We start from the raw sequence: 22,551 nt of genomic DNA, 5'->3' as shown, positions 1-22,551 counted from the left end.
GTTGAACATGTCTTTAAAAAGAAAGCTTAACCGTTTTAAGCATCACCTGGGAAATACGCAAAAAAAAGAAGAAAAGCAAGCTGACAAGAATGCGCATCCCGCCCCTTCGTTTTCTAAAGAATGGACTGCTCTCGGCGCAAGGCCGTACGTGTTTGAAGACGGCTATTGCCTGATCCGTGAAGTCGAATATCCGCTGACACATGTTCACGGAAAGTACTCGTTTGCCGAGCTTCATGAAACGGTCAATCAATGGAATCAGAGCGGTGTATCCCACGACCTTTCAAGCAAAGGATACATCCCGAGCCAGCTTTTTTTCTTTGACACGGAAACAACCGGGCTCGGAGGGGGAGCGGGCAACACGATCTTCCTCCTCGGACATGCCAGGGTCTATGATGACAAAGTCGTCGTCAAACAGCATCTATTGCCCAAGCCGGGAAACGAAGCGGCGCTTTACCACAGTTTTTTGAGCGAGGTCGATATCAAATCGCTAGTCACTTATAATGGACGAGCTTTTGACTGGCCCCAGGTCAAAACGAGGCACACGCTGATCCGCGACAGGGTTCCCGAGCTCCCGGATTTCGGCCACTTTGACCTGCTTCACGGGGCGCGGCGGCTCTGGAAGCACAAATTCGACCGCGTGTCTTTAAGCACCGTGGAAAAAGAAGAGCTCGGCGTTCAGCGGACGGAGGATACACCGGGGTATCTCGCGCCGATGATCTATTTTCAATTTTTAAAGGAAGAACGGCCGGAGATCATTGAAGGCGTTTTGCATCACAATGAGCTTGACGTCCTGTCTTTAATTACGCTTTATATCCATATCTCGAAGAAAATTCTTTCCCCTGATCAGACACCGGAAGCAAATGAAAAATACGCGCTGGCTAAATGGCTCATGGCCAACCGGGAAACCGAGCTTGCGACAGAGCAGCTAAAGGAGCTTGAACTCGAGCGTTTTGAACAGTCTGAACGGGCCTCGTTTGATTTATCGATGCAATATAAAAAACAAGGCAAGCTTGAAAAAGCCGCCGGACTATGGGTGAAGCTGCAAAATGGCGCGGACGGGAAGACCGTCTTCCGGGCCGGCATTGAGCTCGCCAAATATTTTGAACATCAAGTTCGCGATATACCGGCGGCTTTAAGAACGACACAGCACCTTCTTGAGCGGTGCAGCCCGGAAAAGGTTGAGCTGACGGAAAGAGAAAGAGAAGCCCTTGACCTCCGCCGTCAGCGATTGAAGAGGAAATACGGGCAAAATATTCCCCGGGCAAGCGCAGGAAGCGACGATCTTCGCCTGTAAACATTGGAAACATGTTTTGGATTGTAGAAACGGAGCGATTCTTGTAAAATGACGTTAGAAATGTTTGAAGGGAGCGCTGATATGTATAAGGGGTTGTTTTATTTGTTTTTTGTCGTTGTCTTGTTTATCGTTTTTGTTTTGACCAATTTCAAGGAAAGCTTTATCGCTTACTTTTAAAATAGGTTTTTATATTAGTACATGTTTACCCCTTGCTTCATAGTTTAGTAGTGTATATAGAAGCTTTAGGAAAGGGGATTTGTTCATGCACTGTAAACCAAACATGATGTCGCCGATTGTTCATCCTACACAATGCTGTTATAATCATACGCAAAGCAATACGATCGTTCCGCACATTCATCCGCAGCATACAACCAATATTAATCATCAGCATTTTCAGCACGTCCATTACTATCCGCAAACACAATCATCTGTCAATGAGGCCTCCCACCAGCATTTTGTCAGCCCGGGACAGGAACCTGTACCAGGACCGGGAATGGGCCCAGGAATGGGCCCAGGAATGGGAATGGGTCCAGGAATGGGAATGGGCCCTTACTAAAACATGACGGACGTTTTGCGAGGATGAATCAAGATCGGAAACAGAATATTTCAAAAGATGGGGCGGATTCCGGCCCCATTTTTTAGCAGGTGATCAAATGAAAGTGTTGGCTGTCACAGGGTACAAGCCGTTTGAAATCGGAGTATTTAAACAAGATGATCAAGCCCTTTTTTACATAAAAAAAGCCATTGAAAACCGGATGCTCGCTTTGCTTGATGAAGGGCTCGAATGGATTCTCATCTCAGGTCAGCTTGGAGCGGAAATCTGGACGGCACAGGTCGCTTTTTCCCTTCAGGAAGAGTATCCGGAGCTGAAGGTGGCGGTGATCACTCCGTTTTTGGAACAGGAAAAGAACTGGAATGAGAAAAACAAGGAGCTTTATGAAGACGTATTAGCTCAAAGCGACTACACGGAAAGCCTGACGCACAGGCCGTATGAAAGCCCTGTTCAATTTAGGCAGAAAAACCGTTTTTTTATTGAAAAATCTGACGGCTTGCTGATTCTTTATGATGAAGAAGTGGAAGGGTCTCCGGTTTACATGCTGAACGAGGCCAAAAAAGCCCAGGAAAAACGCGATTATCCGATCTACACGATTACGATGGATGATTTGAGAGTGACCGTTGAAGAACACAGCTTTTCAGAAGAATAAACAGCCGGAGAGAAAATTTGACATCACACACGTTTTCTGAAAAAATATAAGATGATGATTCACGATATGAGGTGAAAAAGATGCTTGCTGATAAAGTGAAGCTTTCTGCTAAAGAAATTTTAGAAAAAGAATTTAAAACAGGCGTCAGAGGCTACAAACAGGAAGATGTTGATAAATTTCTGGACATGGTGATTAAAGACTATGAAGCCTTCCACCAGGAAATCGAGGAATTGCAGCAGGAGAACCTGAATTTGAAAAAGCAGCTGGAAGAAGCCAGCAAGAGACAGCCTGCACAATCCAATACGACCAATTTTGATATCTTGAAACGGCTGTCCAACTTGGAAAAACATGTATTTGGAAGTAAATTATACGATGAATGAAAAAACCTTGTCCTTTGATGGGAAGTAGGGTATAATAGTGGATGTCTTAACGTTCGGGTAATCGCTGCAGATCTTTGAATCTGTAGAGGAAAGTCCATGCTCGCACGGTGCTGAGATGCCCGTAGTGTTCGTGCCTAGCGAAACCATAAGCTAGGGCAGCCTGTATCAGGCTGACGGCAGGAAAAAAGCCTACGTCTTTTCAGATATGGCTGAGTATCCTTGAAAGTGCCACAGTGACGAAGTCTCACTAGAAATGGTGAGAGTGGAACGCGGTAAACCCCTCGAGCGAGAAACCCAAATTTTGGTAGGGGAACCTTCTGGAAGGAATTGAACGGAAAGAAGGACAGAGATGACTCTGTAGATAGATGATTACCACCTGAGTACGAGGCTGAAAAAGCCGACCGCAGTACGATGGAACAAAACATGGCTTACAGAACGTTACACACCATTAATGATCATGAACATGTATAAGCTCTCCGCCAAAAGGAGAGCTTTTATCATGTAAAAAATACATAAAAACAGGTGATATGATGAGAACCTTTACATTAATCGCAACCGCGCCGATGGGCATCGAAGCCATCGTCGCCAAAGAAGTGCGGGAACTCGGATACGACTGTACCGTTGACAATGGAAAAGTGGTTTTTAAAGGCGATGCTCTTGCCATCTGCAGAGCCAACCTGTGGCTGAGAACGGCGGACAGGGTCAAGGTCCAGGTTGCCGAATTTACGGCGAAAACATTTGATGAGTTGTTTGAAAAAACGAAAGCACTTGACTGGAGCGCCTTTATTCCTGAGAATGCGACCTTTCCCGTGACAGGCAAATCGGTCAAATCGGTTCTCGCCAGTGTGCCCGACTGCCAGCGGATCGTGAAAAAAGCGATTGCCGAAAAGCTGAAAGCACAATTCGGAAAGCAAAGCGAATGGCTTGAGGAAACGGGTCCTGAATACAAAATAGAGATCTCGCTTTTGAAGGATAAAGCGGTGATTACGCTTGATTCATCAGGAGTTGGCTTGCATAAAAGGGGCTATCGTACAGGCCAGGGGGAGGCTCCGCTGAAAGAAACCCTCGCCGCAGCGCTCATCCTGCTGACAAATTGGACCCCGGACAGGCCGTTTGTTGATCCGTTTTGCGGTTCGGGAACGATTCCGATCGAAGCGGCTTTGATCGGACAAAACATCGCACCGGGATTCAACAGGGATTTCGCCTCTGAAAAATGGGAATGGATCGGAAAAGAGGCTTGGGATCAAGCGAGACTGGAAGTCGAAGAAAAGGCGAATTACGATCAGCCGCTTGCCATTTTTGGGCACGACATCGACCACCGCATGATCGAGATCGCCAAAGCGAATGCCGAAGAAGCCGGTCTTTCTGATCTCATTCATTTTAAACAAATGCAGGTAAAGGATTTTACGACACAAGCGGAATATGGTGTCATTGTCGGAAATCCGCCGTACGGCGAGCGTCTCGGCGAAAAGCAGGCGGTTGAAAACATGTACAGGGACATGGGGAAAGCATTTGCCGGGCTTGATACATGGTCTGTTTATATGCTGACTTCAAATGAACGGTTTGAGGAATGCTACGGAAAAAAAGCGACAAAAAAACGAAAGCTTTTTAACGGCTTTATTAAAACGGATTATTATCAGTATTGGGGCAAAAGGCCGCCAAGGCCAAAAAAAGCTGAATAAATCGGACTGCCGGGTAAAAGCCGTCTTTTTTTGGAGAAAATCCCCGCTCTTTTAAAGAAGCGGGGTTTCTGATTAGATAAGGAAGGTATGGTTAAACCAATGATTCACTAGACGATCCATGAATCATTTTTCTTTTTGTATGAATGATCATATTTTTTGCGAGGCTCGCGGTAATAGCAGTCTTTTTTACGCGGCTCATAATCGTAATAATCTTTTTTGCAATGGTCATATCCGTAGTCTTTTTTGCACGGCTCATAGCAGTGGCAGTCTTTCTTGTAGGAGTCGTGATGCTTTTTGTGCGGCTCATAATAGTAGCAGTCTTTCTTATAGGAGTCATCATATTTTTTGCACGGCTCATAATAGTAGTAGTCTTTCTTGTAATAGTCGTCATGCTTTTTGTGCGGCTCATAATAGTAGCAGTCTTTCTTGTAGGAATCATGGTGTTTTTTGCACGGCTCGTGATGGTAGCAGTCTTTCTTAGAGAAGTCATCATGCTTTTTGCACGGCTCGTGATAATAGAAATCTTTCTTGCAATAGTCATCATGCTTTTGATAAGGATCATAATCCCAATAATCTTTTTTTGCCGGTACGTAGTAATACATAAACTCTCCACCTTTTGTCTATAATTTTTAAATTCCCTACAGAATATGATGAAAAAATGGAATAGACTGGGTTGTTGCTTTGGATCAAAAGCACATTGTCTAGCAAAAGCTCTCTTTTTCAAGAACACCGGGATGTGAGAGGCGTTGACAAATTCCTGAAAAGACGCCATTCGCCGCTGGAAACAGCTTTGCAAAAAATGTGAAAACAGCCTGTATAAAAGCGGATCATCCTGCATATACTCGGGATTATTCCATTCGTATAGAGGTGACGTTATGTTAAACAACGAGCATATCGACATGATTCAAAAAGCGCTTGAGGCTACAACAAACAAGCTGGAAAGCCTTGGTGAAGAACGGCTTACATATGCAAAGGAAGATCTGAAAAACGCGATCAGTCATATGGAATCAACAGACCATCCCTTTCAGACGTACCTGGTTAACCGGAAATAAGCGCTTCTGGCCCCCCGCTTTTTTTAGCGAAATTTTTTCTTGTTGAATTCTTCTAGCCGTAGTGATAGGATAGTAATTCTGAGAACTTGATAGTTGGGGGTTGGAGCAGGGTGACAGCATCTCGTCTGCCTTTTTCTTTAACAAAAACAAAAAATTTTTATGAAGAACTGAACAATTGGATTGGTGATGTCTTTTACGATATTCTTCCTGAAAAGGGATTTGATTTGCGTGACGAGCAAATCTTTATGGCCTTTCAATTAGAGCGGGCATTTAAAGAAAAGAACGTCATGTTTGCCGAAGCGGGTGTCGGAACGGGAAAAACGCTTGTTTATCTTCTGTTTGCACTCAGTTATGCCAGGTATACGGGGAAGCCCGCGGTGATAGCCTGTGCGGACGAGACGCTGATCGAGCAGCTTGTCAAAAAAGAAGGGGACATTCAAAAAATCTCCGAACACTTGGGTCTGACGATCGACGCACGGCTCAGCAAATCCCATGACCAGTATTTATGCTTGAAAAAGCTGGAGAAAACGATGCAGCGCTCTGATGATGAGAAATGGCTTGATCTGTATGAGGCGCTGCCTCAATTTGTTCATGAGTCCCAAGGCATGCAGTCATTTTATCCATACGGCGACCGCAAGGAATATTCGGCTCTGTCAAATGATGAATGGGCCGAAATCGGTTATGATTCATTTCAAGACTGTCTGACTTGTGATATGCGGCACCGCTGCGGTCTGACGCTGTCAAGAGACCATTACCGGAAATCAACGGACTTCATTATCTGTTCTCATGATTTCTACATGGAGCATGTCTGGACAGAGGAAGCGAGAAAGCGCGAAGGACAGCTTCCGCTTTTGCCTGACCACAGCGCGGTCGTCTTTGATGAAGGACATCTCCTTGAATTTGCGGCGCAAAAAGCGCTCACATACCGGGTGAAACAATCCACATTGGAAATGTTTCTTGAACGCCTTCTCGGAAATGACATCAGGGAGGAATTTGCAGAGCTTGTGGAAGAAGCGCTCCGCGTCAATGATGAATTTTTCAGCCTGCTTCAAGAGAGCGCTGAAAAAGCGGAAGGTTCAGACCGCCTGCGGATCAAGGATCATGCCAAAGTGAAGAGCGCGGCCGGCGAGCTGTACGAATTGCTTGAAAAAATCGGTGAAGCGCTCGTTTTTGAAGGGGAATTGTACACGATTGACCAGTACGCGCTGACAGTCGTCGAAGAATACCTTGAGCAGATGGCTTATTCTCTTTCCTTGTACAGAAAGAACGCGATCAGCTGGCTGGAACAAAAAGAGTTTGAATCGACATTTGTTGTCATGCCGAGGACGGTATCGGAAGTCCTTGGAGAGAAAGTGTTTTCCAAAGAGATTCCGTTCATTTTTTCTTCCGCGACATTATCGGAAAACGGATCTTTCGATTACTTGGCGAAGAGCCTCGGCATCCGCGACTATCTATCGCTCACGGTCGATTCGCCTTACGATTATGAAGAGCAGATGAAAGTGCATATCCACCGAATGGATGACGCGGAATCAAAAGGACATGCGGCCATTGCAAGCATGAAAGAATCCGGAGGGAGAACGCTTATCCTGTTCCCGTCATTTGAGGAGCTTGAAGCGTTTAAACAGCAAGCATCCCGGGAAACACTGCCGTTTCCAGTCTATTTTGAAGGCGATGAAGAAATCAGCACGATCGTGCAAAAATTTCAAACGATTGAAGAGTCGGTTCTTTGCTCTGTCCATCTATGGGAAGGGCTCGATATTCCGGGCGCGTCGCTGGAAAATGTCATCATTTGGTCGCTTCCTTTTCCGCCGCATGATCCGGTCTTTGAAGCGAAGCGGAGCAGCGTGGCAAACGCTTTTCGTGAAGTCGATCTTCCTTACATGCTGTTAAGGCTGCGCCAGGGAATCGGACGTTTGATCCGGTCAAATGAAGACCGCGGCACGATCGGCATTTTCATAGCAGATGAAAAAGAATGGGACGTCATAAAAGAGGTGGAGGCTGTTCTCTCTGTTCAGCCCGTCTATATGTAAGAGAAAAGCGGTTTTTTCGCTTTTCTTTTTTTTGCGGCCGACTGCAAAAAAGTTGACTTTCGTAAATATTTCCATTAGTCTGATTACAATTCATCAACATCAATGGGAAGAGGAGGATGGTATGATGAGCATCAATACATACGAAAAAGAATTTTTAGACACATTGAAAAAAATCAGCCAGTATGAACAAGCGATTAATGTCATGTACTGGGATATGAGAACCGGTGCGCCGAAAAAGGGGGAAGAGCACCGGGCTGAAGCGATCGGCCAGCTGTCCGCCGATGTTTTTCAAATGAAAACATCAAAGCGGATGAAGGAGCTCCTGGATCAATTATGGGCTCAAAAAAACAGCTTGCCGTTTGATACGCAGAAAGCGGTTGAAGAAGCCAAAAAGGAGTATGATCTAAACTGCAACATTCCCGAAGACGAATTCAAAGAATATACCACGCTGACATCCAAAGCGGAATCGGTCTGGGAAAAAGCGAAAAAAGCCTCTGATTATTCGCTGTTCGCCCCTTATTTGGAGAAGATCATCGACTTTAAAAAACGGTTTATTACATATTGGGGGTATGAAGGGCATCCTTATAATGCGCTTTTGGATTTGTATGAGCCGGGGGTTACCGTGGAGGCGCTGGACAGCCTTTTTGCCGAATTGCGCGAGGCGATCGTACCGCTCGTCCAAAAGATCGCCCAAAGCCCGAAAAAACCGGATACAAGCTTTGTGCATCAGCATTTTCCAAAAGAAAAGCAGCGCGAACTATGCAACTTCTTTTTAAGGGAGCTCGGGTATGATTTTGATGCCGGACGGCTTGATGAGACGGTTCATCCGTTCCAGGTGACGATCAGCCGCGGGGACGCCCGGGTCACGACAGCCTTTAACGAATCCGATTTACGCTCAGCGGTTTTTGGAACGGTTCACGAGTGCGGGCACGCCATCTATGAACAAAATATCGATGAAGCATTAAGCGGGACCAATTTGGCAGACGGGGCCTCAATGGGAATCCACGAATCGCAATCTCTGTTTTACGAAAACTTCATCGGCAGACATCAAGGCTTCTGGAAACGGTATTTCAATACAATCAAAGATGTCTGTCCCGAACAATTTGCAGATGTCACAGCCGAAGGATTTTACAGAGCGGTTAATGAATCAAAGCCTTCACTCATCCGGGTCGATGCCGATGAGCTGACATATCCGCTTCATATCATGATTCGCTACGAAATTGAAAAGGCGATTTTCAGCGGTGAAGCATCTGTCGAGGATCTTCCAAAGCTTTGGAACGACAAATATGAAGCATATCTTGGGATTACACCGCCTGACGATGCCAAGGGAATCTTGCAGGATGTCCATTGGTCCGGCGGAGACTTCGGCTATTTCCCTTCATACGCGCTCGGCTATATGTATGCCGCGCAGCTGAAATCAAGCATGCTGAAAGATCTTCCGGAATTCGACATGCTTATTGAAAACGGCGATCTTCAGCCGATCAGACAGTGGCTGACCGATCACGTCCATATCCACGGCAAAAGAAAAAAACCGCTTGATATGATAAAGTCAGCGACAGGCGAAGAACTGAACGTCCGCTATTTAATCCGCTACTTGGAAGAAAAATACACGAGCTTGTATTTGTAATCGAAAAAAACCCTCCCGGTGTATCGGGAGGGTTTTTAGGTCTGAATTTTCTGTTAAATACGAACGATTCCCTCTGAATTTACCTTGCGGGTTCGTTATTTTTTGTTTTAGTCTTCCCAATCCGGGCGAAAGTTGTTATAATTTGATACATTATATCACTCGTATAATCGCGTGGATATGGCACGCAAGTTTCTACCGGACACCGTAAATGTCCGACTATGAGTGGGCGCATGTAAACGAACGTCTTGATGCAGCAGACGGTTTTCGTCTTTTTTAGCATTGCCCGCTCAGTATGTCGAACTGAGCAGGCAATGCTTTTTTTGTTAAAGGGCATTTCAATAAACGGAGGGTTTATTCATGGAACAGCTAAAACGAAAAATTAGAGAGCAAGGCACTGTTTTATCAGATGATGTGCTGAAGGTTGATGCTTTTTTAAATCATCAAATTGATCCGGCGCTCATGCTCGCCGTCGGCGAAGAGTTCGCTTCTCTTTTTCAAAGCGAAGGAATTACGAAAATTGTCACGATCGAATCTTCTGGAATCGCACCTGCCGTCATGACGGGGTTGAAGCTTGGCGTACCGGTCGTTTTTGCAAGAAAGCGGCAATCTCTCACATTGACGGAAAATCTGCTGACGGCTTCTGTCTATTCATTTACGAAGAAAACAGAAAGCACGATTGCCGTATCGGCCAGCCATCTGTCAAAAGATGATAAAGTTCTTGTCATTGACGACTTTTTGGCAAACGGACAAGCCGCAAAAGGGCTCGTCTCCATCATCGAACAAGCCGGTGCACAGGTCAGCGGCATCGGAATCGTGATCGAAAAATCATTTCAAAGCGGAAGAAAAGAACTGGATGGACTTGGAATCAGGGTCGAGTCACTGGCAAGAATCGCCTCGCTTGCAGGCGGTAAAGTCACCTTTTTACAGGAGGTTCGTTCATGAAACTCACAGCCGGTAAAGCCGTTTCACTAAGTATTCAGCATGTCCTCGCCATGTATGCGGGAGCTGTTGTGGTTCCGCTTATTGTCGGAGATGCCCTCGGATTGACTCCGGCGCAGCTCACTTACCTTGTATCTGCCGATATTCTGATGTGCGGGGTGGCGACATTGCTTCAAGTCTGGAAAAACCGCTTTTTCGGTATCGGTTTGCCAGTCGTGCTGGGTTGTACGTTCACGGCTGTTTCTCCGATGATTGCGATTGCCGGAAAATACGGGATTCCCGCCATCTACGGGAGCATTATAGCCGGAGGTGTGATCATCATCATTCTTTCCTTTTTCTTCGGAAAGCTGGTCCGGTTTTTCCCTCCGGTTGTCACCGGATCTGTCGTGACGGTGATCGGTATTACGCTGATTCCCGCTGCCATGAACAACATGGCTGGAGGAGAAAACAGCAGCGACTTCGGCGCTCTGTCAAATCTTGCTTTGGCCTTTTCGGTTCTTTTGGTGATTATCCTTTTATACCGTTTTACAAAAGGGTTTTTAAAATCGATTTCCATTTTGATCGGACTCATTGTCGGAACAGCTGCAGCAAGCCTGATGGGGAAGGTCGAATTTACTGAAGTGGCGAACGCGGGCTGGATGCAGATGATTCATCCTTTTTATTTCGGCACTCCCGTGTTTGAAATCACACCAATCATCACGATGACCCTTGTATTAATCGTCAGCCTTGTCGAGTCGACAGGCGTTTACTTTGCATTGGGTGATTTGACGGACAGAAAGCTGTCGGAAAAAGATTTAGCAAAAGGATATCGAGCAGAAGGGATTGCCGTTTTATTCGGCGGGATTTTCAATGCCTTTCCTTATACGGCTTATTCGCAAAACGTCGGGCTCGTTCAGCTGACAGGCGTCAAAAAGAACAGTGTCATTGCTCTGGCAGGCGGATTTCTCATTCTTTTGGGCCTGTTTCCGAAAGCCGCGGCCCTGACGACCATTATCCCAAAACCGGTGCTCGGCGGCGCTATGGTGGCGATGTTCGGCATGGTCATCGCCTACGGCATTAAGATGCTGAGCAGAGTTGATTTTGCTAAACAGGAGAACCTTTTGATCGTTGCCTGCTCAGTCGGAATCGGCCTTGGCGTGACAGTCGTGCCGCAAATGTTTCAAAACCTTCCGGATGCGCTTAAGCTTTTGACAGAAAACGGGATTGTCGCAGGAAGTTTCACCGCCATTTTATTGAATATGATCTTTCATATCCGCCCGTTCTCCCGTCCGATTGAGCGCCATGATACGGTAGCAGGCGAAAAATCCGCCGTTTAAAACCTCACGATTCGTGAGGTTTTTTTGTTCTGTCAAAAGACATACTATCGGTATAAAAGGGGGGCTTATCCGATGGGTACAGAGAAAGAGCATGTCGAACACATCCGGACAAAAGACGGCAAAGAGGCAGTGATCCGCCCCGTCCGCCCGGAAGATGCGGGAGATATCATTGAAGCGGTCGCGGATGTGATGAATTCCGGCGTCTACATTCAAAAGGAGCGTCCGCGGACGCTTGAGGAAGAAACGGCTTTTATCCATGAGATGAGAGAAAAGGATAATATGTATGCGGCTGTGGAAATGGACGGAAAGGTGTATGGAATCGCCCGAGTCATCCGCGGCGAACTTCAGATGAAAAAGCACACCGGCCTGTTCAGAACATGGCTTCACAGCAGGGCACAGGGGCTTGGAATCGGCAAAAAAATCATGTCCTACACACTCGATTGGTGCAGGCGCCATTCGCTCCATAAGCTGTGTCTGACTGTGTTTCCTTCAAATGAAGCGGCGCTTGCATTATATAAAAAAAGCGGATTCATCATCGAGGGTGTGCAAAAGGAACAAATTTTGGCAAACGGAATTTTTGAAGACGAGGTGCTGATGGCTTATTTTTTTGAGTCAGCCAGATGAGGATTGCATACAGATTTTTTTTTGGGAGACGCTGTAGGGTAGAGGTGGTGCTATGGCCTATATCGTATCGGCGGGAACAAGCATTCCCCGTTTTCATGTGGATCAGGAAGAGGCCGCACGATTTGCCAAGGAGATGTTCAAACATTCTTTTAAAGACATTGATCGCCTGCTCGCTTCATTCAAAAATGGAGAAATCGAGTCAAGGCAGTTTGTCATGCCTTTGGAATGGTATAAAGAAGAAAAGAGCTTCAGGGAAAAAAATCAGGCGTACATAGAGACGGCTCTTCAGCACAGTGCCGATGCCGTCACAAAGTGCTTAACCGATGAGCGGTTTCTTACAGATGAATGCCCTTTTGAAAACATTGAAGCGGTTTTTTTTGTGTCGTCAACCGGCATTTCAACTCCCAGCATAGAAGCGAGACTCATGAACATTCTTCCCTTTTCAAATCGGACGAAGCGCATTCCGATCTGGGGGCTCGGGTGTGCGGGAGGAGCATCAGGCATTGCCCGTGCATTTGAGTACTGCAAAGCCTTTCCGAAGGCCCATGTCCTCGTCATCGCGGCGGAGCTGTGCAGTTTGACATTTCAAGTACAGGATAAAACGAAAAGCAATCTCATCGGCACATCGCTATTCGGCGATGGAATTGCCGCTGTTTTAATGTGCGGAACAAAAGCGGAGACCGCTTTCTCCAAGCTTCACACGCTTCCGGAAGTGCGGGGTTCACAATCGGTCACTTTAAAACACACTGAAGATGTGATGGGCTGGGAGATTGCAAACAGCGGTTTTCAAGTCGTTTTTTCCCGGGATATTCCGTCCTTGATCAAGACCCATTTTAAGACGGATGTAGAAGCCTTTCTCAAGCAGAAGCATGTCGGTTTTCCCGACATCGAGGTGTTTTTAGCTCATCCGGGCGGAAAAAAAGTGCTTGATGCCTATATAGAAAGTCTGGGTTTTTCTGAAAAACACCTTGAAAGCTCACGGAAGATTTTGGCGAAGCACGGCAATATGTCTTCGGCAACCGTTTTGTATTGTCTCAAAGAGTATATGCTAAACAACACCCCCCCATCAGGAACATACGGTCTTATGGGAGCGCTGGGTCCGGGCTTCTCTTCAGAACTTCTCCTGATGGAATGGACGCAAAAAGAGAGTGGTTGACATGTTTTGGACGATTGTGATCATCTTTATCGGCCAGCGGCTGATTGAGCTTGCGGTTGCAAAGCGCAATGAAAAATACGCGTTCAAGCGGGGGGCTGTCGAATACGGCAAGTACCACTATCCGTATATCGTCGCCATGCATGTCCTCTTTTTCATTTCTTTGATTTGGGAACATATCATTTTTCAGCGCGGAACCGCACCATCTGCAGCGCTCATTTTGGCGGGGCTTGTCCTCGTTCAGGTGCTTCGCTACTGGTCACTGTTTTCTTTAGGAAAGTGCTGGAACACAAAAATTCTCATCATCCCAAGAACGGATCTTATTCGAAAAGGTCCGTACCGGTGGATCAGACATCCGAATTATGTGGCTGTAGCCCTTGAATTGCTTCTCCTTCCCTTGCTGTTTCAGGCGTATTTAACCGCAGTAATATTCACGGTTTCAAATGCCGTCTTGATGTTGATCCGCATCCGTGCCGAAGAAAGGGCGCTGAAAGAATTATGCCATTGAAAATGATTCTCACCTCGTGTATAATAATGAAAAACATTCTCATTACAGGATGGTGAGCGATTATGACGATGTTTTTTCTTCTGGCAGCTGTGAGTACATACAGCTTATTGATCGGGTTTGTCTTAAAGGGGATAGCCAAGCGCTCCGCATAAAATAAAGCAAAGCTGCTGTAACGGCGGCTTTTTTTATGTTTTCTTGCAAAATGTGAACAAAAGTACACAAATGTTGTGTAAAATGGGGGAAAAGGGCTAAGGTGGCTAACAACAAAGCATAAAAGGGGTAAGAATCATGGCACACATCAACATAAAAGACGATCTGGCGAAAAGAGCCGGAGCTGTTTTCAGCGAGCTGAAGAAAAACGGAGATCACAAGCGGGCGGCACAGCTTGCGGGCATCATCCGAAAATGGCTAAAAAGAGAAGTTTACATCGCTTTAACCGGCCACTATTCGGCGGGAAAATCGTCTTTGGTCAACGCGCTGCTTCAGGAAGACGTTTTGCCGACCAGTCCGATTCCGACAAGCGCGAATCTCGTCCTCGTCCGCCGGGGAGAATTGAAAACCGCGCTCCACACGACCGATGGGAAATACGCCGAGCTAAAGGGCGCTTATGACAAACAAAAAGTGCAGGTCTACTGCAAGGATGGCAGCCAAATTGAAATGGTGGAAATCGAGGGGCCGTTTTCCGGACTCGAGCCTCACGCCGTCCTGATTGACACGCCCGGAATTGATTCAACAGATGACGCCCATTTTCTGTCGGCCTCTTCGATTCTTCATCAGGCCGATGCACTGTTTTATGTCGTTCATTACAATCACGTCCACTCTGAGGAAAACATCAATTTTCTTCGTTCAATAAAAGAAAAAATTCCGAACATCTACTTTATCGTCAACCAAGTTGACCGTCACGATGAAACAGAAACGGATTTCGCCAGCTATAAACATGAGGTCCTTAACATGCTGAAGAAAGAGGGAATCGGCGAGGATCATCTCTTTTTTACATCGGTAATAGATATTGAACACCCTCTTAATGAATTCAAGCGGCTGCGTGACGTGCTGAAGCGCCTGCAGCATCAGGCTGGACAACAATTGGATTCCTATACCGAGCAAAAAGTGGTCCGTTTAATGAATGAGCATGCTGAGATGCTCATCACTGATGAGGACTCATCCCTTGCCGAAGAAACCGCTTCCCAGGCCAACATAGTCGAGTCGCTGAATGAGCAGCTGGCCAAATCCGCAGATCAACGTCTACAGGCGGAGGAACAAATCAGAAAAGAAATCCAAACCATCATTCAAAATGCGAATGTAACCCCATTTCATATGAGGGAGCTTGCAGCATCCTATTTGGAATCAACCGATAAAGGCTTTAAAAAAGGGTTTATTTTCAGCAAAACGAAAACGCTTGAAGAAAAACAAAAGCGCAAAAAAGCCTTTCTTTCAGACGTCCAAAATAGGGTCCAGGCTGAAATCGACTGGCACATCATAGAAGTGTTGAAAACGTACATGAACCGCTATGAGGTTAAGAGCGATGATTTGCTGCAGCAAACTTTGCAGTTCACGACAGACATAGGTGAAGACCACTTGCTCCGTTCGCTGAAAAAAGGGGCTTCACTGACGTCTGAATATGTGCTGAACTATACAAAGGATCTGGCTGAAAACATCAGAAGAGAGGCAAAACGGAGCGCTCAGCCGCTCATTGATCAGTTTAGAAGCTTGCTGGAGCAAAACGAAATGCGGGCCATGGAGGCGGCAACAGGCAAATATGAAGAAGAAAAAGCGAAGCTCGCCGCATTAGAAGAACGGCTGAAGCAGCAGCAGCAATCATATCAAAAGGCAAAACGTCTTTGGGAGCTGTGGGAAAACGGAGGAGACGGCACCGATCAAGGCGGCTGGTACGCGGCCGAAAAAGCGGCGGTGCTAGATTCATTTGCGACCGCCGCGCCTTGTGACAGCGGAATTTCCCAAAAAACAGACATTGCGGAAAAGACACAGATACAAAAAATGAACGTTTCAGAATACATGGAAAAATTTGCAGAGCTCGCCCGTCATCTAGAAGGCATCCCGATTTTACAAAAGCAGAGGGAGGCATTTTTGCAAAAAACGGAGCGGCTTCAGTCAAGACAGTTCACATTGGCGCTTTTCGGCGCTTTCAGTTCAGGCAAATCCTCTTTTGCCAACGCGCTCTGCGGCCAAAAAGTGCTCCCGTCCTCTCCGACGCCGACAACGGCAACGATCAATAAAATCACAAAACCGAAGGGAGCCAAACAAGACGGGACGGCTGATGTATCCTTTAAAACAGAAGCGGAAATCGCCGCCGAACTGGATCAGCTTTTAGATGGGAAAATATCCGCTCTAAAAAGAGGCACTCTTGCGGAAAAGCTTGAGCACCTATTGAAAAAAGGCAAGCTCGATGATGATGAACGTCTCATCACAGAACATTTTGCCAAGGCGTATCAACGATTCCGCGACTTTATCATAAGCCAGGATATATTAACGATTGCCTCAGGCGAGCTAAAGCCCTATGTGGCTGAAGAGGAAACGGCCTGCGTCGTGCGGGAAGTGACCGTCTATTTGCACACACCTGTCACCGATAAAGGAATCACGATTGTCGACACGCCAGGGGCCAATAGCGTCAACAAGCGGCATACTGAGCTCGCTTTTCAGTATATGAAAGATGCTGACGCCCTCCTTTACCTCACATATTACCAGCATGCGTTTTCCAAAGCGGACCGGTCGTTTTTGCGAAAGCTTGGATTAATCAAAGACGCTTTCAGCTTGGATAAAATGTTCTTTATTTTAAACGCGGCAGATCTGGCTGAAAGCTCGCAAGAATTGAGGACAGTCGAAGAATATGTGAGGGGAGAGCTTCTGAAAGAAGGGATTCAGCATCCGCATTTCTATCACGTCTCAAGCAAACAGGAACTGAGCGGTCAATCCTCGTCGTTTAACCATTTCGGCTTCTTGAAAAAAGCGCTCGACGATTTTATTGAAAACGGCTTGACAAAAGCGGCCGTCGATCAGCTGATATATGAAGGCAAAAAGCTGTGCGAGACAGTGATTCAGCTCCGCCGCTCTTTCCATCGCTCCGCACAAGAAGCGGAAGCCGAGAAAAAGCGAATCGCGAAGGCCTATGAAGCCGCATGCACAGCGATAGCCGAGGTCGAAAAAGGGTCCGCCGTTTTTCAGATGATCGAAAAAGATATCGAAGAGCAATTTTATTATATGAAGCAGCGCCTGTCTTTTTATGCGCATGATTTGTTCAAAGCAGCGATTCATCCCGGCCTGCAAAACGGGAGTTGGCTGCACAATCTGCAAAAAGCTTTGAAAAGCTGTTTGAAGGAGTATGCGTTTGAATGCGTGCAGGAACTGAAAGCCCTCGACATTCGGCTGGAGCAGGAGATGATCAGCATCACCGACAAGCAGTGGATTGCGGCCATCAAGCAGAGAATAGCGGACAATCCATACTTTTCCGTTCATATCGCCCCAGAGTCTCCGGAAGGCAACAGCGCAGAATGGGCGGAGCCTCCGGCAGATGAGGGATTGTTTAAAGATGAGCTGAAACCATTCAAAGCACCGAAGTCATTTTTTCAGCAAAATGGAAAAGCGAGGCTGATCGAAGCGCTCACCTCAAAGCTTTCCGAGATAACAGCCGACTGGGTTGAAGAGCAAAAACAGGCTTTTTTCAGCCGCGCCGAAAAAAGCGCGCGCCATCTGGAGGAGGCTGCTGTTCAGGCCGCTTTCACGCAGATCAGCGAGCAAAAAGAAACGTATTTCCACGAACCTTTAGAAAGCGGTGACAGGGACAAAATCGAAAAGGCCTATACGTCAGCGGGTGAATGGCTCTCCGGGATCGATTCATAGCCAATTTGAATGTGGATACATGAAAGAAAGCATGATAGACTAAATAAAAAGAGAAGGGGATAAACCGATGACAGACGTCCATAAAGCGATATCAGCACATTCCAAAAAACAGCACCAGCATATCAAGGCGTTCATTCTTCTCGAACAGGAAAGAGAAAAAGCGATAGAGGAAGCCGTGATCAAGTGTGAACGACATGAACCGTTTTCCACCGAGAACATCAATCACATTACGGCGAAAATGAACGAACTGTCCAAGAAGGGCATCGTCCCGGAAAGGCGGCTTGTAACCAAAGAAATGATCGAGGAATATGTCAGCCGTAAAAGCGCGCGCGCATAGCTGGTTGATCCTTCCGCGAGTGCGCTTTCGATTTATTGCAAAAAATAGATCCAAGCCGCCCGCTGGAGGTGAAGGTTAATGGGAAGAACAAAGCTCGGCAATGCAAATGCGCAGCGCAACAATAACGCTAAAAAGAAAAACGGTTTTAATACCGAGTTTTCTTCTGATTCTTATGCGCAAATGGAAGCCGCGAAGATGATCTCAAACAAGAAAAACCATCAGGAATAACCAATCAAAACAGCGTCCTTGGGCGCTGTTTTGATCATTTTTGCTCCTGTGGTACAATAGGTGCATTGTATAGTGAAAGGAAGTTTTAAAGTGATGACGAAGAAGCTGCTGCTTATTGACGGGATGGCGCTCTTATTCCGGTCGTTCTTCGCAACGGCGGTACACCGGAATTTTATGATGAATGATAAAGGAATTCCCACAAACGGGGTTCACGGCTTTTTAAAGCATATGCTGACGGCGGTGGAGGCGTTTCAACCGAGCCATGTCGTCTGCTGCTGGGATATGGGGAGCAAAACATACCGCAATGATTTATTTAAGGATTATAAAGCAAATCGCGGCGAGCCGCCGCTTGAATTGGTTCCCCAGTTTGACCTGGCAAAGGAAGCCGCAGCAGAGCTGGGTGTTTTAAACATTGGCCTCGCGGGGTTTGAAGCGGATGACTGTATCGGCACGCTGTCAGCGCTGTTCCGCGAAAAAGCGGATATCACCATCCTCACGGGAGATAAAGACTTGCTGCAGCTTTTGGCTGGCACTGTCAAAGTCGCATTGATGCAAAAAGGGATCGGCAACTACAAAGTGTATACAAAAGATACATTTGTTGAAGAAACAGGCATCGAGCCGAATGCTCTGATCGATGTTAAAGCGCTGATGGGGGATGCTAGCGACAATTATCCCGGTGTCAAAGGAATCGGCGAAAAAACGGCTTACAAGCTGATCAGGGAGTATTCAACCGTGGAAAAGATGCTTGAAAACCTCGATCAGCTGACAAAAAGCCAGCAGAAGAAAATCGCCGAAAGCCTTGAAGACCTCAAACTGTCTAAAATACTCGCTGAAATCAAATGCGATGTGCCGCTGTCGTGTTCATTGGAAGATGCCGACTTTTCGCTGTCGCTTGACAAGGCCAGGGACATGCTGAGAATGCATCAGATCAGGGGCATTGAACCACTGCTTATAAAAATGGAAAAAAGAGAGATCGGTTAAACAATCGATCTCTCTAATGTTTTGTATTGCTTTTTTTCGCCCTGTTTTCAAGCTCGGTTTTTGGATCTGTGTGCTGGTTATGCCGGTTTGTGACAATGTCTCCCTGCGGCGTAACTCCGCCGGTCAGACGGCCTTTTCCGGCAGGCTGTTGTTTATCCACTTGAACCACCTCAAGGACTATGATGCGCAAAAAAAGCCGCTTTTACTCGGAATTGAGCAAAATCGCTTGTTTCGCCAATTTGTCAGCCGTCTGATTGTCTTTGGAAGGGATCCATTTAATAAAAAACAAATCGAAAGCTTTCTTCAGACGGAGAATTTCATCAAGGTAAGGCTTGAATGCCTCGTTCTTGACAAATTCCAAATCCGCCGCGCGCTCAACGATCTCAGAGTCTGTTCGAAACGAAACAATCGGGTACTGCCTTTCGGCGCAAAGCTTCATCCCTTCGATCAGAGCCGAAAATTCCGCTTCGTGATTGCTTAATCGGCCGGCGGGCAGAGAAAATGATTCAGACTGTGCCCCGTTTTTAATAAAGATGCCAAGTCCGGAAAGGCCCGGATCGCCGGCGCTTGCTCCGTCAATATATACCTCAACCGGCATCGGTTTCACTCCTTTCATCCAGAGGGGTGATCTTTTTGGCGGCATAAGCGTAAGGCGCTGCCAAAAGGGCGACGACAAATTTTAACACATATGTGGTGATAAAAATCTCCACCCAGACACCAACAGGATATGTGCCGATAAAAGCGACGCTCGTAAAAATCAATGTATCGAGAAGCTGGCTGACGGCGGTGCTCCCGCTATTGCGCAGCCATAAGGCGCGATCGGAAGGAAATAACCTTCTGATCCCCGAATATACATAAACATCAAGGGTTTGGCTGATGATATACGCAAGCAGGCTTCCAAGCGCAACGCGCGGCAGAAATCCGAAAATCGTCTCAAGCGCCGGCTGTGCGATATCAGACGGATGCGGCTTGAAAAGCAGTGCCCCCTGCATGACGGCGGTCAGGCTGATCAGGATGAAAAAGCCAAGTGAAACGGCTTTTTTCGCTTCTTCTTTGCCATATCTTTCATTGATCACATCTGTCGCAAAAAACACGCTGCCGTACAAGATATTGCCGAGCGTTGCTGTCAGGCCGAACAGTTCGACTGTTTTTGTGACTTCGATATTCGCCGCAGCTGTCGCAAATCCGATCCAGACAAATAAGCCGATTTTGCCAAATCGTTTGAAAAAAAAGAGAACAATGATAAAATGAATGATTGCAAAACCAATCCAAAGCAAATCGTTATACAAGAACAGGTACTTCCTTTCTAAAATAAACTGTTTTGATTATAGCATAACAAGCCAAGATTTGAATAAAGGTGATTTTGTGAAACTTAGAGCATGTATGAAAATAAAATTGAAAGCATCGCCATCCGTTTCATTTACGGCTGACGAATGGATTGAGACAAATGATGCTGTAACGCTCGGCCGCCAGCTTTCTCAATATCCGTATGTCAAAGACCTCGAATTTGAGGACGAAAAGGGAAGCTTCTGGACGCTGAAAGAGCTCGAAAAGCTAAAAGAAGAGCTTGCGCACGAACCGGATGACATCACGGTGTTTTTTGACGGGAGCTATGACAAAGAGAGCCAGCTTGCCGGTTTGGGCATCGTGATATACTATTCCCTCGGCGGGGAGAGGTATCGGATCAGAAAAAATAAAAGCTTCCGGCTGACGACAAACAACGAGGCGGAGTATGCAGCTCTCTATGAAGCCGTAAACGAGCTGAGAGATCTTGGCGCAAGCCGGAATTCCGTCGTCATCAAAGGGGACTCGCTTGTCGTGCTGAATCAGCTCGAAGGAAATTGGCCATGCTATGATCCGGTTCACTCGAAGTGGCTGGACAGAATCGAAAAACAGCTCAATCGCTTAAAGCTCACACCGACCTATATGCAAATCAGCCGCAAAGACAATAAGGAAGCGGATCAGCTTGCAAAAAAAATGCTTGAGCATACCATGGTGGAAAGCTGCACGAAATTAGATCAATAACGGAGATGAAAGCCTTGGATAAGAAGGAGATTTTTAAAGAACTCGCCCATTTGCATGATACGTATTGTGATGGGTGTTTTATCAAAAAACATTTCAGAAAAGAATACGGTAAAACGTATGCACATGCATTCTGCATTTCAAAATGCACAGTCGGCGAAAAGCTCCGTACATATGGAGAAGAGCTGACAAATAAAAACTGACAGAAAAAAACCGCTTTATGGCGGTTTTTTTGTTTTTAATGCTGTGCTTCGTCAAGCTGGTGTTCACAGTTATTTAATATCGCCAGCTGCTGATGTAAAAAATCCTCATCCAAAGCGGACAATTCTTCAGACTGTGACAGTTTTCTTGCGTCTTCAATTGATTGATAAGCCGATTTCAGCAGGGTGGAGCTGTTTTGCCTAGTCGCCATCCCCGTTGTTCTTTGCGCGGTTTCCACAGCTAATTCAAGCTGCTTTCGCTGATTGAACCCTGTATTGATATCATCGTGACGCTCTGATTTCATGATCAAACACCTCCGGCTTTATTTTTTAAAAAAAGAAGCATTTTTATGTGCCAAAAAAGAAAAAATATCATAAAATTAATCCGATATAACTATTGAACCTGAAAAATATAAGTCTATATTACTAATTTAGGTATCTTAGTCAAAAAAGGAGCCTGTAAAAGTGGAACGTAGTGAATTGCAAACCGTTCTTCACAAGACATTTGTGGAGGTATATAAAGATCTGGAACAGCTTGTGGATATCGCGAAAAAAGGCCGGCCTTCTCTGGAGAAAAACATCGAGGAAATTGAGCAGAGGCTGAAGCAAAACATCCTGGCCATTGAAATTCAGCTGAAAATTAAATAGGAGAGGCTTATACAGCCTCTCCTCTTATTTGAAGTTTCATTTTGTCTTGATTCGCTTATAGCTTCACAACGTTAGATGCTTGAGGTCCACGATTACCTTCAACGATTTCGAAAGAAACTTCTTGTCCTTCTTCTAGAGATTTGTATCCTTCACCTTCGATTGCAGTGAAATGAACGAATACATCGTCTCCGCCTTCAACTTCGATGAAGCCGAAGCCTTTTTCATTGTTAAACCATTTTACTTTACCGTTTTGCATATTGCTTAATCCTCCTAGTACTGTAGCACAAAGTGCTAAAAAAAATTTTCATCATCAGACTGTCGAGAAAATCTCGACAGTCTTTTATTTTTTCCTTAAATCATCCATTTCTTCATTTTATAATAAAGAAAAGGACTTAAAAGGAAGGTGTTTTGCTAATGTTCTACACCAGAAATTCTTCTCAAAACGAAGCCGAATTCGTATTGCTTGATCA

General features: G+C 46.0%; 26 protein-coding genes, 1 other RNA gene, 1 pseudogene and 1 riboswitch. Of the genes and pseudogenes, 22 read left to right on the top strand and 6 right to left on the bottom strand.

Features of this window, described 5'->3' with window-relative positions; all coding sequences use genetic code 11:
* Positions 1 to 7: 7 nt before the first annotated feature.
* The 6 genes from ACINLD_RS06750 to ACINLD_RS06725 all read left to right on the top strand — a co-directional run bounded on the left by ACINLD_RS06750 (position 8) and on the right by ACINLD_RS06725 (position 4,561).
* On the top strand, positions 8 to 1,294 hold the full coding sequence (locus ACINLD_RS06750) for a ribonuclease H-like domain-containing protein (RefSeq protein ID WP_077736585.1): 1,287 nt from the start codon (positions 8 to 10) through the stop codon (positions 1,292 to 1,294).
* 262 nt (positions 1,295 to 1,556) lie between these two features.
* A complete protein-coding gene (locus ACINLD_RS06745) occupies positions 1,557 to 1,850 on the top strand; it encodes a CotD family spore coat protein (protein ID WP_410206964.1) in 294 nt (97 codons plus the stop codon).
* 97 nt (positions 1,851 to 1,947) lie between these two features.
* Positions 1,948 to 2,499 (top strand): DUF1273 domain-containing protein, encoded by a 552-nt coding sequence (locus ACINLD_RS06740; RefSeq protein WP_026587567.1) that lies wholly within the window; start codon positions 1,948 to 1,950, stop codon positions 2,497 to 2,499.
* An 80-nt stretch (positions 2,500 to 2,579) separates the two neighbouring features.
* Positions 2,580 to 2,879 carry a cell division regulator GpsB gene (gene gpsB / locus ACINLD_RS06735; protein WP_026587566.1) on the top strand — a complete coding sequence of 100 codons (300 nt, stop codon included), beginning with the start codon at positions 2,580 to 2,582 and terminating at the stop codon, positions 2,877 to 2,879.
* A 49-nt stretch (positions 2,880 to 2,928) separates the two neighbouring features.
* Positions 2,929 to 3,315, top strand: an RNA gene (gene rnpB / locus ACINLD_RS06730) — RNase P RNA component class B.
* 94 nt (positions 3,316 to 3,409) lie between these two features.
* Positions 3,410 to 4,561 carry a class I SAM-dependent RNA methyltransferase gene (locus ACINLD_RS06725; RefSeq protein WP_026587565.1) on the top strand — a complete coding sequence of 384 codons (1,152 nt, stop codon included), beginning with the start codon at positions 3,410 to 3,412 and terminating at the stop codon, positions 4,559 to 4,561.
* A gap of 107 nt (positions 4,562 to 4,668) precedes the next feature.
* Here ACINLD_RS06725 and ACINLD_RS06720 read toward each other — a convergent pair whose 3' ends face one another.
* Positions 4,669 to 5,163 (bottom strand): hypothetical protein, encoded by a 495-nt coding sequence (locus ACINLD_RS06720; protein ID WP_077736587.1) that lies wholly within the window; start codon positions 5,161 to 5,163, stop codon positions 4,669 to 4,671.
* A gap of 273 nt (positions 5,164 to 5,436) precedes the next feature.
* Here ACINLD_RS06720 and ACINLD_RS06715 point away from each other — a divergent pair, with 273 nt between their 5' ends.
* From ACINLD_RS06715 to ACINLD_RS06655, 13 genes are all read left to right on the top strand, one after another.
* Complete coding sequence (locus ACINLD_RS06715; protein ID WP_179115715.1) at positions 5,437 to 5,613, top strand: hypothetical protein; 177 nt, start codon at positions 5,437 to 5,439, stop codon at positions 5,611 to 5,613.
* A gap of 110 nt (positions 5,614 to 5,723) precedes the next feature.
* The gene (locus tag ACINLD_RS06710) at positions 5,724 to 7,643 is read left to right on the top strand and encodes an ATP-dependent DNA helicase (RefSeq protein ID WP_077736588.1); all 1,920 of its coding nucleotides are present in this window, start codon (positions 5,724 to 5,726) and stop codon (positions 7,641 to 7,643) included.
* A 124-nt stretch (positions 7,644 to 7,767) separates the two neighbouring features.
* Positions 7,768 to 9,270 (top strand): carboxypeptidase M32, encoded by a 1,503-nt coding sequence (locus ACINLD_RS06705; RefSeq protein ID WP_179115716.1) that lies wholly within the window; start codon positions 7,768 to 7,770, stop codon positions 9,268 to 9,270.
* Positions 9,271 to 9,409: 139 nt separating this feature from the next.
* A riboswitch (purine riboswitch) is annotated at positions 9,410 to 9,509 on the top strand.
* Positions 9,510 to 9,627: 118 nt separating this feature from the next.
* Complete coding sequence (locus ACINLD_RS06700; protein ID WP_026587561.1) at positions 9,628 to 10,212, top strand: xanthine phosphoribosyltransferase; 585 nt, start codon at positions 9,628 to 9,630, stop codon at positions 10,210 to 10,212.
* Positions 10,209 to 11,525 (top strand): nucleobase:cation symporter-2 family protein, encoded by a 1,317-nt coding sequence (locus ACINLD_RS06695; protein ID WP_077736590.1) that lies wholly within the window; start codon positions 10,209 to 10,211, stop codon positions 11,523 to 11,525. Before ACINLD_RS06700 ends, ACINLD_RS06695 begins: the two co-directional genes overlap by 4 nt.
* A 72-nt stretch (positions 11,526 to 11,597) precedes the next feature.
* Positions 11,598 to 12,149 carry a GNAT family N-acetyltransferase gene (locus tag ACINLD_RS06690; RefSeq protein WP_077736591.1) on the top strand — a complete coding sequence of 184 codons (552 nt, stop codon included), beginning with the start codon at positions 11,598 to 11,600 and terminating at the stop codon, positions 12,147 to 12,149.
* Between the two features lie 52 nt (positions 12,150 to 12,201).
* A complete protein-coding gene (locus tag ACINLD_RS06685; RefSeq protein WP_077736592.1) occupies positions 12,202 to 13,305 on the top strand; it encodes a type III polyketide synthase in 1,104 nt (367 codons plus the stop codon).
* A 1-nt stretch (position 13,306) separates the two neighbouring features.
* Positions 13,307 to 13,810, top strand: a complete 504-nt coding sequence (locus tag ACINLD_RS06680; protein WP_026587557.1) for an isoprenylcysteine carboxyl methyltransferase family protein — start codon at positions 13,307 to 13,309, stop codon at positions 13,808 to 13,810.
* A gap of 62 nt (positions 13,811 to 13,872) precedes the next feature.
* Positions 13,873 to 13,962, top strand: coding sequence for a Fur-regulated basic protein FbpC (fbpC, locus tag ACINLD_RS06675; protein ID WP_035428152.1), 90 nt, complete (start codon positions 13,873 to 13,875; stop codon positions 13,960 to 13,962).
* Positions 13,963 to 14,098: 136 nt separating this feature from the next.
* Entirely contained in the window at positions 14,099 to 17,665 is a 3,567-nt protein-coding gene (locus ACINLD_RS06670) for a dynamin family protein (RefSeq protein WP_077736593.1), read from the top strand.
* 67 nt (positions 17,666 to 17,732) lie between these two features.
* Complete coding sequence (locus ACINLD_RS06665; protein ID WP_077736594.1) at positions 17,733 to 18,002, top strand: YpbS family protein; 270 nt, start codon at positions 17,733 to 17,735, stop codon at positions 18,000 to 18,002.
* A 78-nt stretch (positions 18,003 to 18,080) separates the two neighbouring features.
* Entirely contained in the window at positions 18,081 to 18,230 is a 150-nt protein-coding gene (locus ACINLD_RS06660; RefSeq protein WP_179115717.1) for a hypothetical protein, read from the top strand.
* A 93-nt stretch (positions 18,231 to 18,323) separates the two neighbouring features.
* Entirely contained in the window at positions 18,324 to 19,211 is an 888-nt protein-coding gene (locus tag ACINLD_RS06655; protein ID WP_026587554.1) for a 5'-3' exonuclease, read from the top strand.
* Positions 19,212 to 19,224: 13 nt separating this feature from the next.
* Here the strand turns inward: ACINLD_RS06655 and sspL are convergent, their stop codons facing one another.
* Genes sspL through ACINLD_RS06640 form a run of 3 tightly spaced genes read right to left on the bottom strand, consistent with a single transcriptional unit; the run spans position 19,225 to position 20,500 of the window.
* Positions 19,225 to 19,371, bottom strand: coding sequence for a small, acid-soluble spore protein L (sspL, locus tag ACINLD_RS06650; RefSeq protein ID WP_026587553.1), 147 nt, complete (start codon positions 19,369 to 19,371; stop codon positions 19,225 to 19,227).
* A gap of 42 nt (positions 19,372 to 19,413) precedes the next feature.
* Positions 19,414 to 19,809: a reverse transcriptase-like protein gene (locus ACINLD_RS06645; protein ID WP_026587552.1), complete on the bottom strand. Its 396-nt coding sequence runs from the start codon at positions 19,807 to 19,809 to the stop codon at positions 19,414 to 19,416.
* Positions 19,799 to 20,500 carry a queuosine precursor transporter gene (locus tag ACINLD_RS06640; RefSeq protein ID WP_026587551.1) on the bottom strand — a complete coding sequence of 234 codons (702 nt, stop codon included), beginning with the start codon at positions 20,498 to 20,500 and terminating at the stop codon, positions 19,799 to 19,801. Before ACINLD_RS06640 ends, ACINLD_RS06645 begins: the two co-directional genes overlap by 11 nt.
* Before the next feature lie 76 nt (positions 20,501 to 20,576).
* On the opposite strand from ACINLD_RS06640, the pseudogene ACINLD_RS06635 reads away from it, so the two are divergent.
* Positions 20,577 to 21,258 (top strand): annotated as a pseudogene (locus ACINLD_RS06635) (reverse transcriptase-like protein).
* A complete protein-coding gene (locus tag ACINLD_RS06630) occupies positions 21,251 to 21,436 on the top strand; it encodes a zinc-finger domain-containing protein (RefSeq protein ID WP_026587549.1) in 186 nt (61 codons plus the stop codon). Before ACINLD_RS06635 ends, ACINLD_RS06630 begins: the two are co-directional and overlap by 8 nt.
* 35 nt (positions 21,437 to 21,471) lie before the next feature.
* Here the strand turns inward: ACINLD_RS06630 and ACINLD_RS06625 are convergent, their stop codons facing one another.
* Positions 21,472 to 21,738: a DUF2564 family protein gene (locus ACINLD_RS06625; RefSeq protein WP_026587548.1), complete on the bottom strand. Its 267-nt coding sequence runs from the start codon at positions 21,736 to 21,738 to the stop codon at positions 21,472 to 21,474.
* Positions 21,739 to 21,898: 160 nt separating this feature from the next.
* Here ACINLD_RS06625 and ACINLD_RS06620 point away from each other — a divergent pair, with 160 nt between their 5' ends.
* Positions 21,899 to 22,081 carry a hypothetical protein gene (locus ACINLD_RS06620; protein ID WP_077736596.1) on the top strand — a complete coding sequence of 61 codons (183 nt, stop codon included), beginning with the start codon at positions 21,899 to 21,901 and terminating at the stop codon, positions 22,079 to 22,081.
* Positions 22,082 to 22,136: 55 nt separating this feature from the next.
* On the opposite strand, the gene cspD is transcribed toward ACINLD_RS06620, so the two are convergent.
* Positions 22,137 to 22,337 (bottom strand): cold-shock protein CspD, encoded by a 201-nt coding sequence (gene cspD / locus ACINLD_RS06615; protein ID WP_003153604.1) that lies wholly within the window; start codon positions 22,335 to 22,337, stop codon positions 22,137 to 22,139.
* Between the last annotated feature and the right edge of the window lie 214 nt (positions 22,338 to 22,551).

This window comes from Bacillus sp. z60-11 (assembly GCF_046464135.1).
Taxonomy (GTDB): Bacteria; Bacillota; Bacilli; order Bacillales; family Bacillaceae; genus Bacillus; species Bacillus sonorensis_A.
This window is presented reverse-complemented; position numbering and strand designations above follow the sequence as displayed.

Excerpts from the sequence above, each read along its gene's own strand:
- ACINLD_RS06750 (WP_077736585.1), top strand. The coding sequence starts at position 8 with ATGTCTTTAAAAAGAAAGCTTAACCGTTTTAAGCATCACCTGGGAAAT.
- gpsB (WP_026587566.1), top strand. The coding sequence starts at position 2,580 with ATGCTTGCTGATAAAGTGAAGCTTTCTGCTAAAGAAATTTTAGAAAAA.
- ACINLD_RS06700 (WP_026587561.1), top strand. The coding sequence starts at position 9,628 with ATGGAACAGCTAAAACGAAAAATTAGAGAGCAAGGCACTGTTTTATCA.
- ACINLD_RS06690 (WP_077736591.1), top strand. The coding sequence starts at position 11,598 with ATGGGTACAGAGAAAGAGCATGTCGAACACATCCGGACAAAAGACGGC.
- ACINLD_RS06685 (WP_077736592.1), top strand. The coding sequence starts at position 12,202 with ATGGCCTATATCGTATCGGCGGGAACAAGCATTCCCCGTTTTCATGTG.
- ACINLD_RS06665 (WP_077736594.1), top strand. The coding sequence starts at position 17,733 with ATGACAGACGTCCATAAAGCGATATCAGCACATTCCAAAAAACAGCAC.
- ACINLD_RS06660 (WP_179115717.1), top strand. The coding sequence starts at position 18,081 with ATGGGAAGAACAAAGCTCGGCAATGCAAATGCGCAGCGCAACAATAAC.
- cspD (WP_003153604.1), bottom strand. The coding sequence starts at position 22,337 with ATGCAAAACGGTAAAGTAAAATGGTTTAACAATGAAAAAGGCTTCGGC.
- ACINLD_RS06725 (WP_026587565.1), top strand. The coding sequence starts at position 3,410 with ATGAGAACCTTTACATTAATCGCAACCGCGCCGATGGGCATCGAAGCC.
- ACINLD_RS06720 (WP_077736587.1), bottom strand. The coding sequence starts at position 5,163 with ATGTATTACTACGTACCGGCAAAAAAAGATTATTGGGATTATGATCCT.
- ACINLD_RS06680 (WP_026587557.1), top strand. The coding sequence starts at position 13,307 with ATGTTTTGGACGATTGTGATCATCTTTATCGGCCAGCGGCTGATTGAG.
- ACINLD_RS06745 (WP_410206964.1), top strand. The coding sequence starts at position 1,557 with ATGCACTGTAAACCAAACATGATGTCGCCGATTGTTCATCCTACACAA.
- ACINLD_RS06715 (WP_179115715.1), top strand. The coding sequence starts at position 5,437 with ATGTTAAACAACGAGCATATCGACATGATTCAAAAAGCGCTTGAGGCT.
- ACINLD_RS06655 (WP_026587554.1), top strand. The coding sequence starts at position 18,324 with ATGACGAAGAAGCTGCTGCTTATTGACGGGATGGCGCTCTTATTCCGG.
- ACINLD_RS06740 (WP_026587567.1), top strand. The coding sequence starts at position 1,948 with ATGAAAGTGTTGGCTGTCACAGGGTACAAGCCGTTTGAAATCGGAGTA.
- ACINLD_RS06695 (WP_077736590.1), top strand. The coding sequence starts at position 10,209 with ATGAAACTCACAGCCGGTAAAGCCGTTTCACTAAGTATTCAGCATGTC.
- ACINLD_RS06705 (WP_179115716.1), top strand. The coding sequence starts at position 7,768 with ATGAGCATCAATACATACGAAAAAGAATTTTTAGACACATTGAAAAAA.
- ACINLD_RS06670 (WP_077736593.1), top strand. The coding sequence starts at position 14,099 with ATGGCACACATCAACATAAAAGACGATCTGGCGAAAAGAGCCGGAGCT.
- ACINLD_RS06625 (WP_026587548.1), bottom strand. The coding sequence starts at position 21,738 with ATGAAATCAGAGCGTCACGATGATATCAATACAGGGTTCAATCAGCGA.
- fbpC (WP_035428152.1), top strand. The coding sequence starts at position 13,873 with ATGACGATGTTTTTTCTTCTGGCAGCTGTGAGTACATACAGCTTATTG.
- ACINLD_RS06645 (WP_026587552.1), bottom strand. The coding sequence starts at position 19,809 with ATGCCGGTTGAGGTATATATTGACGGAGCAAGCGCCGGCGATCCGGGC.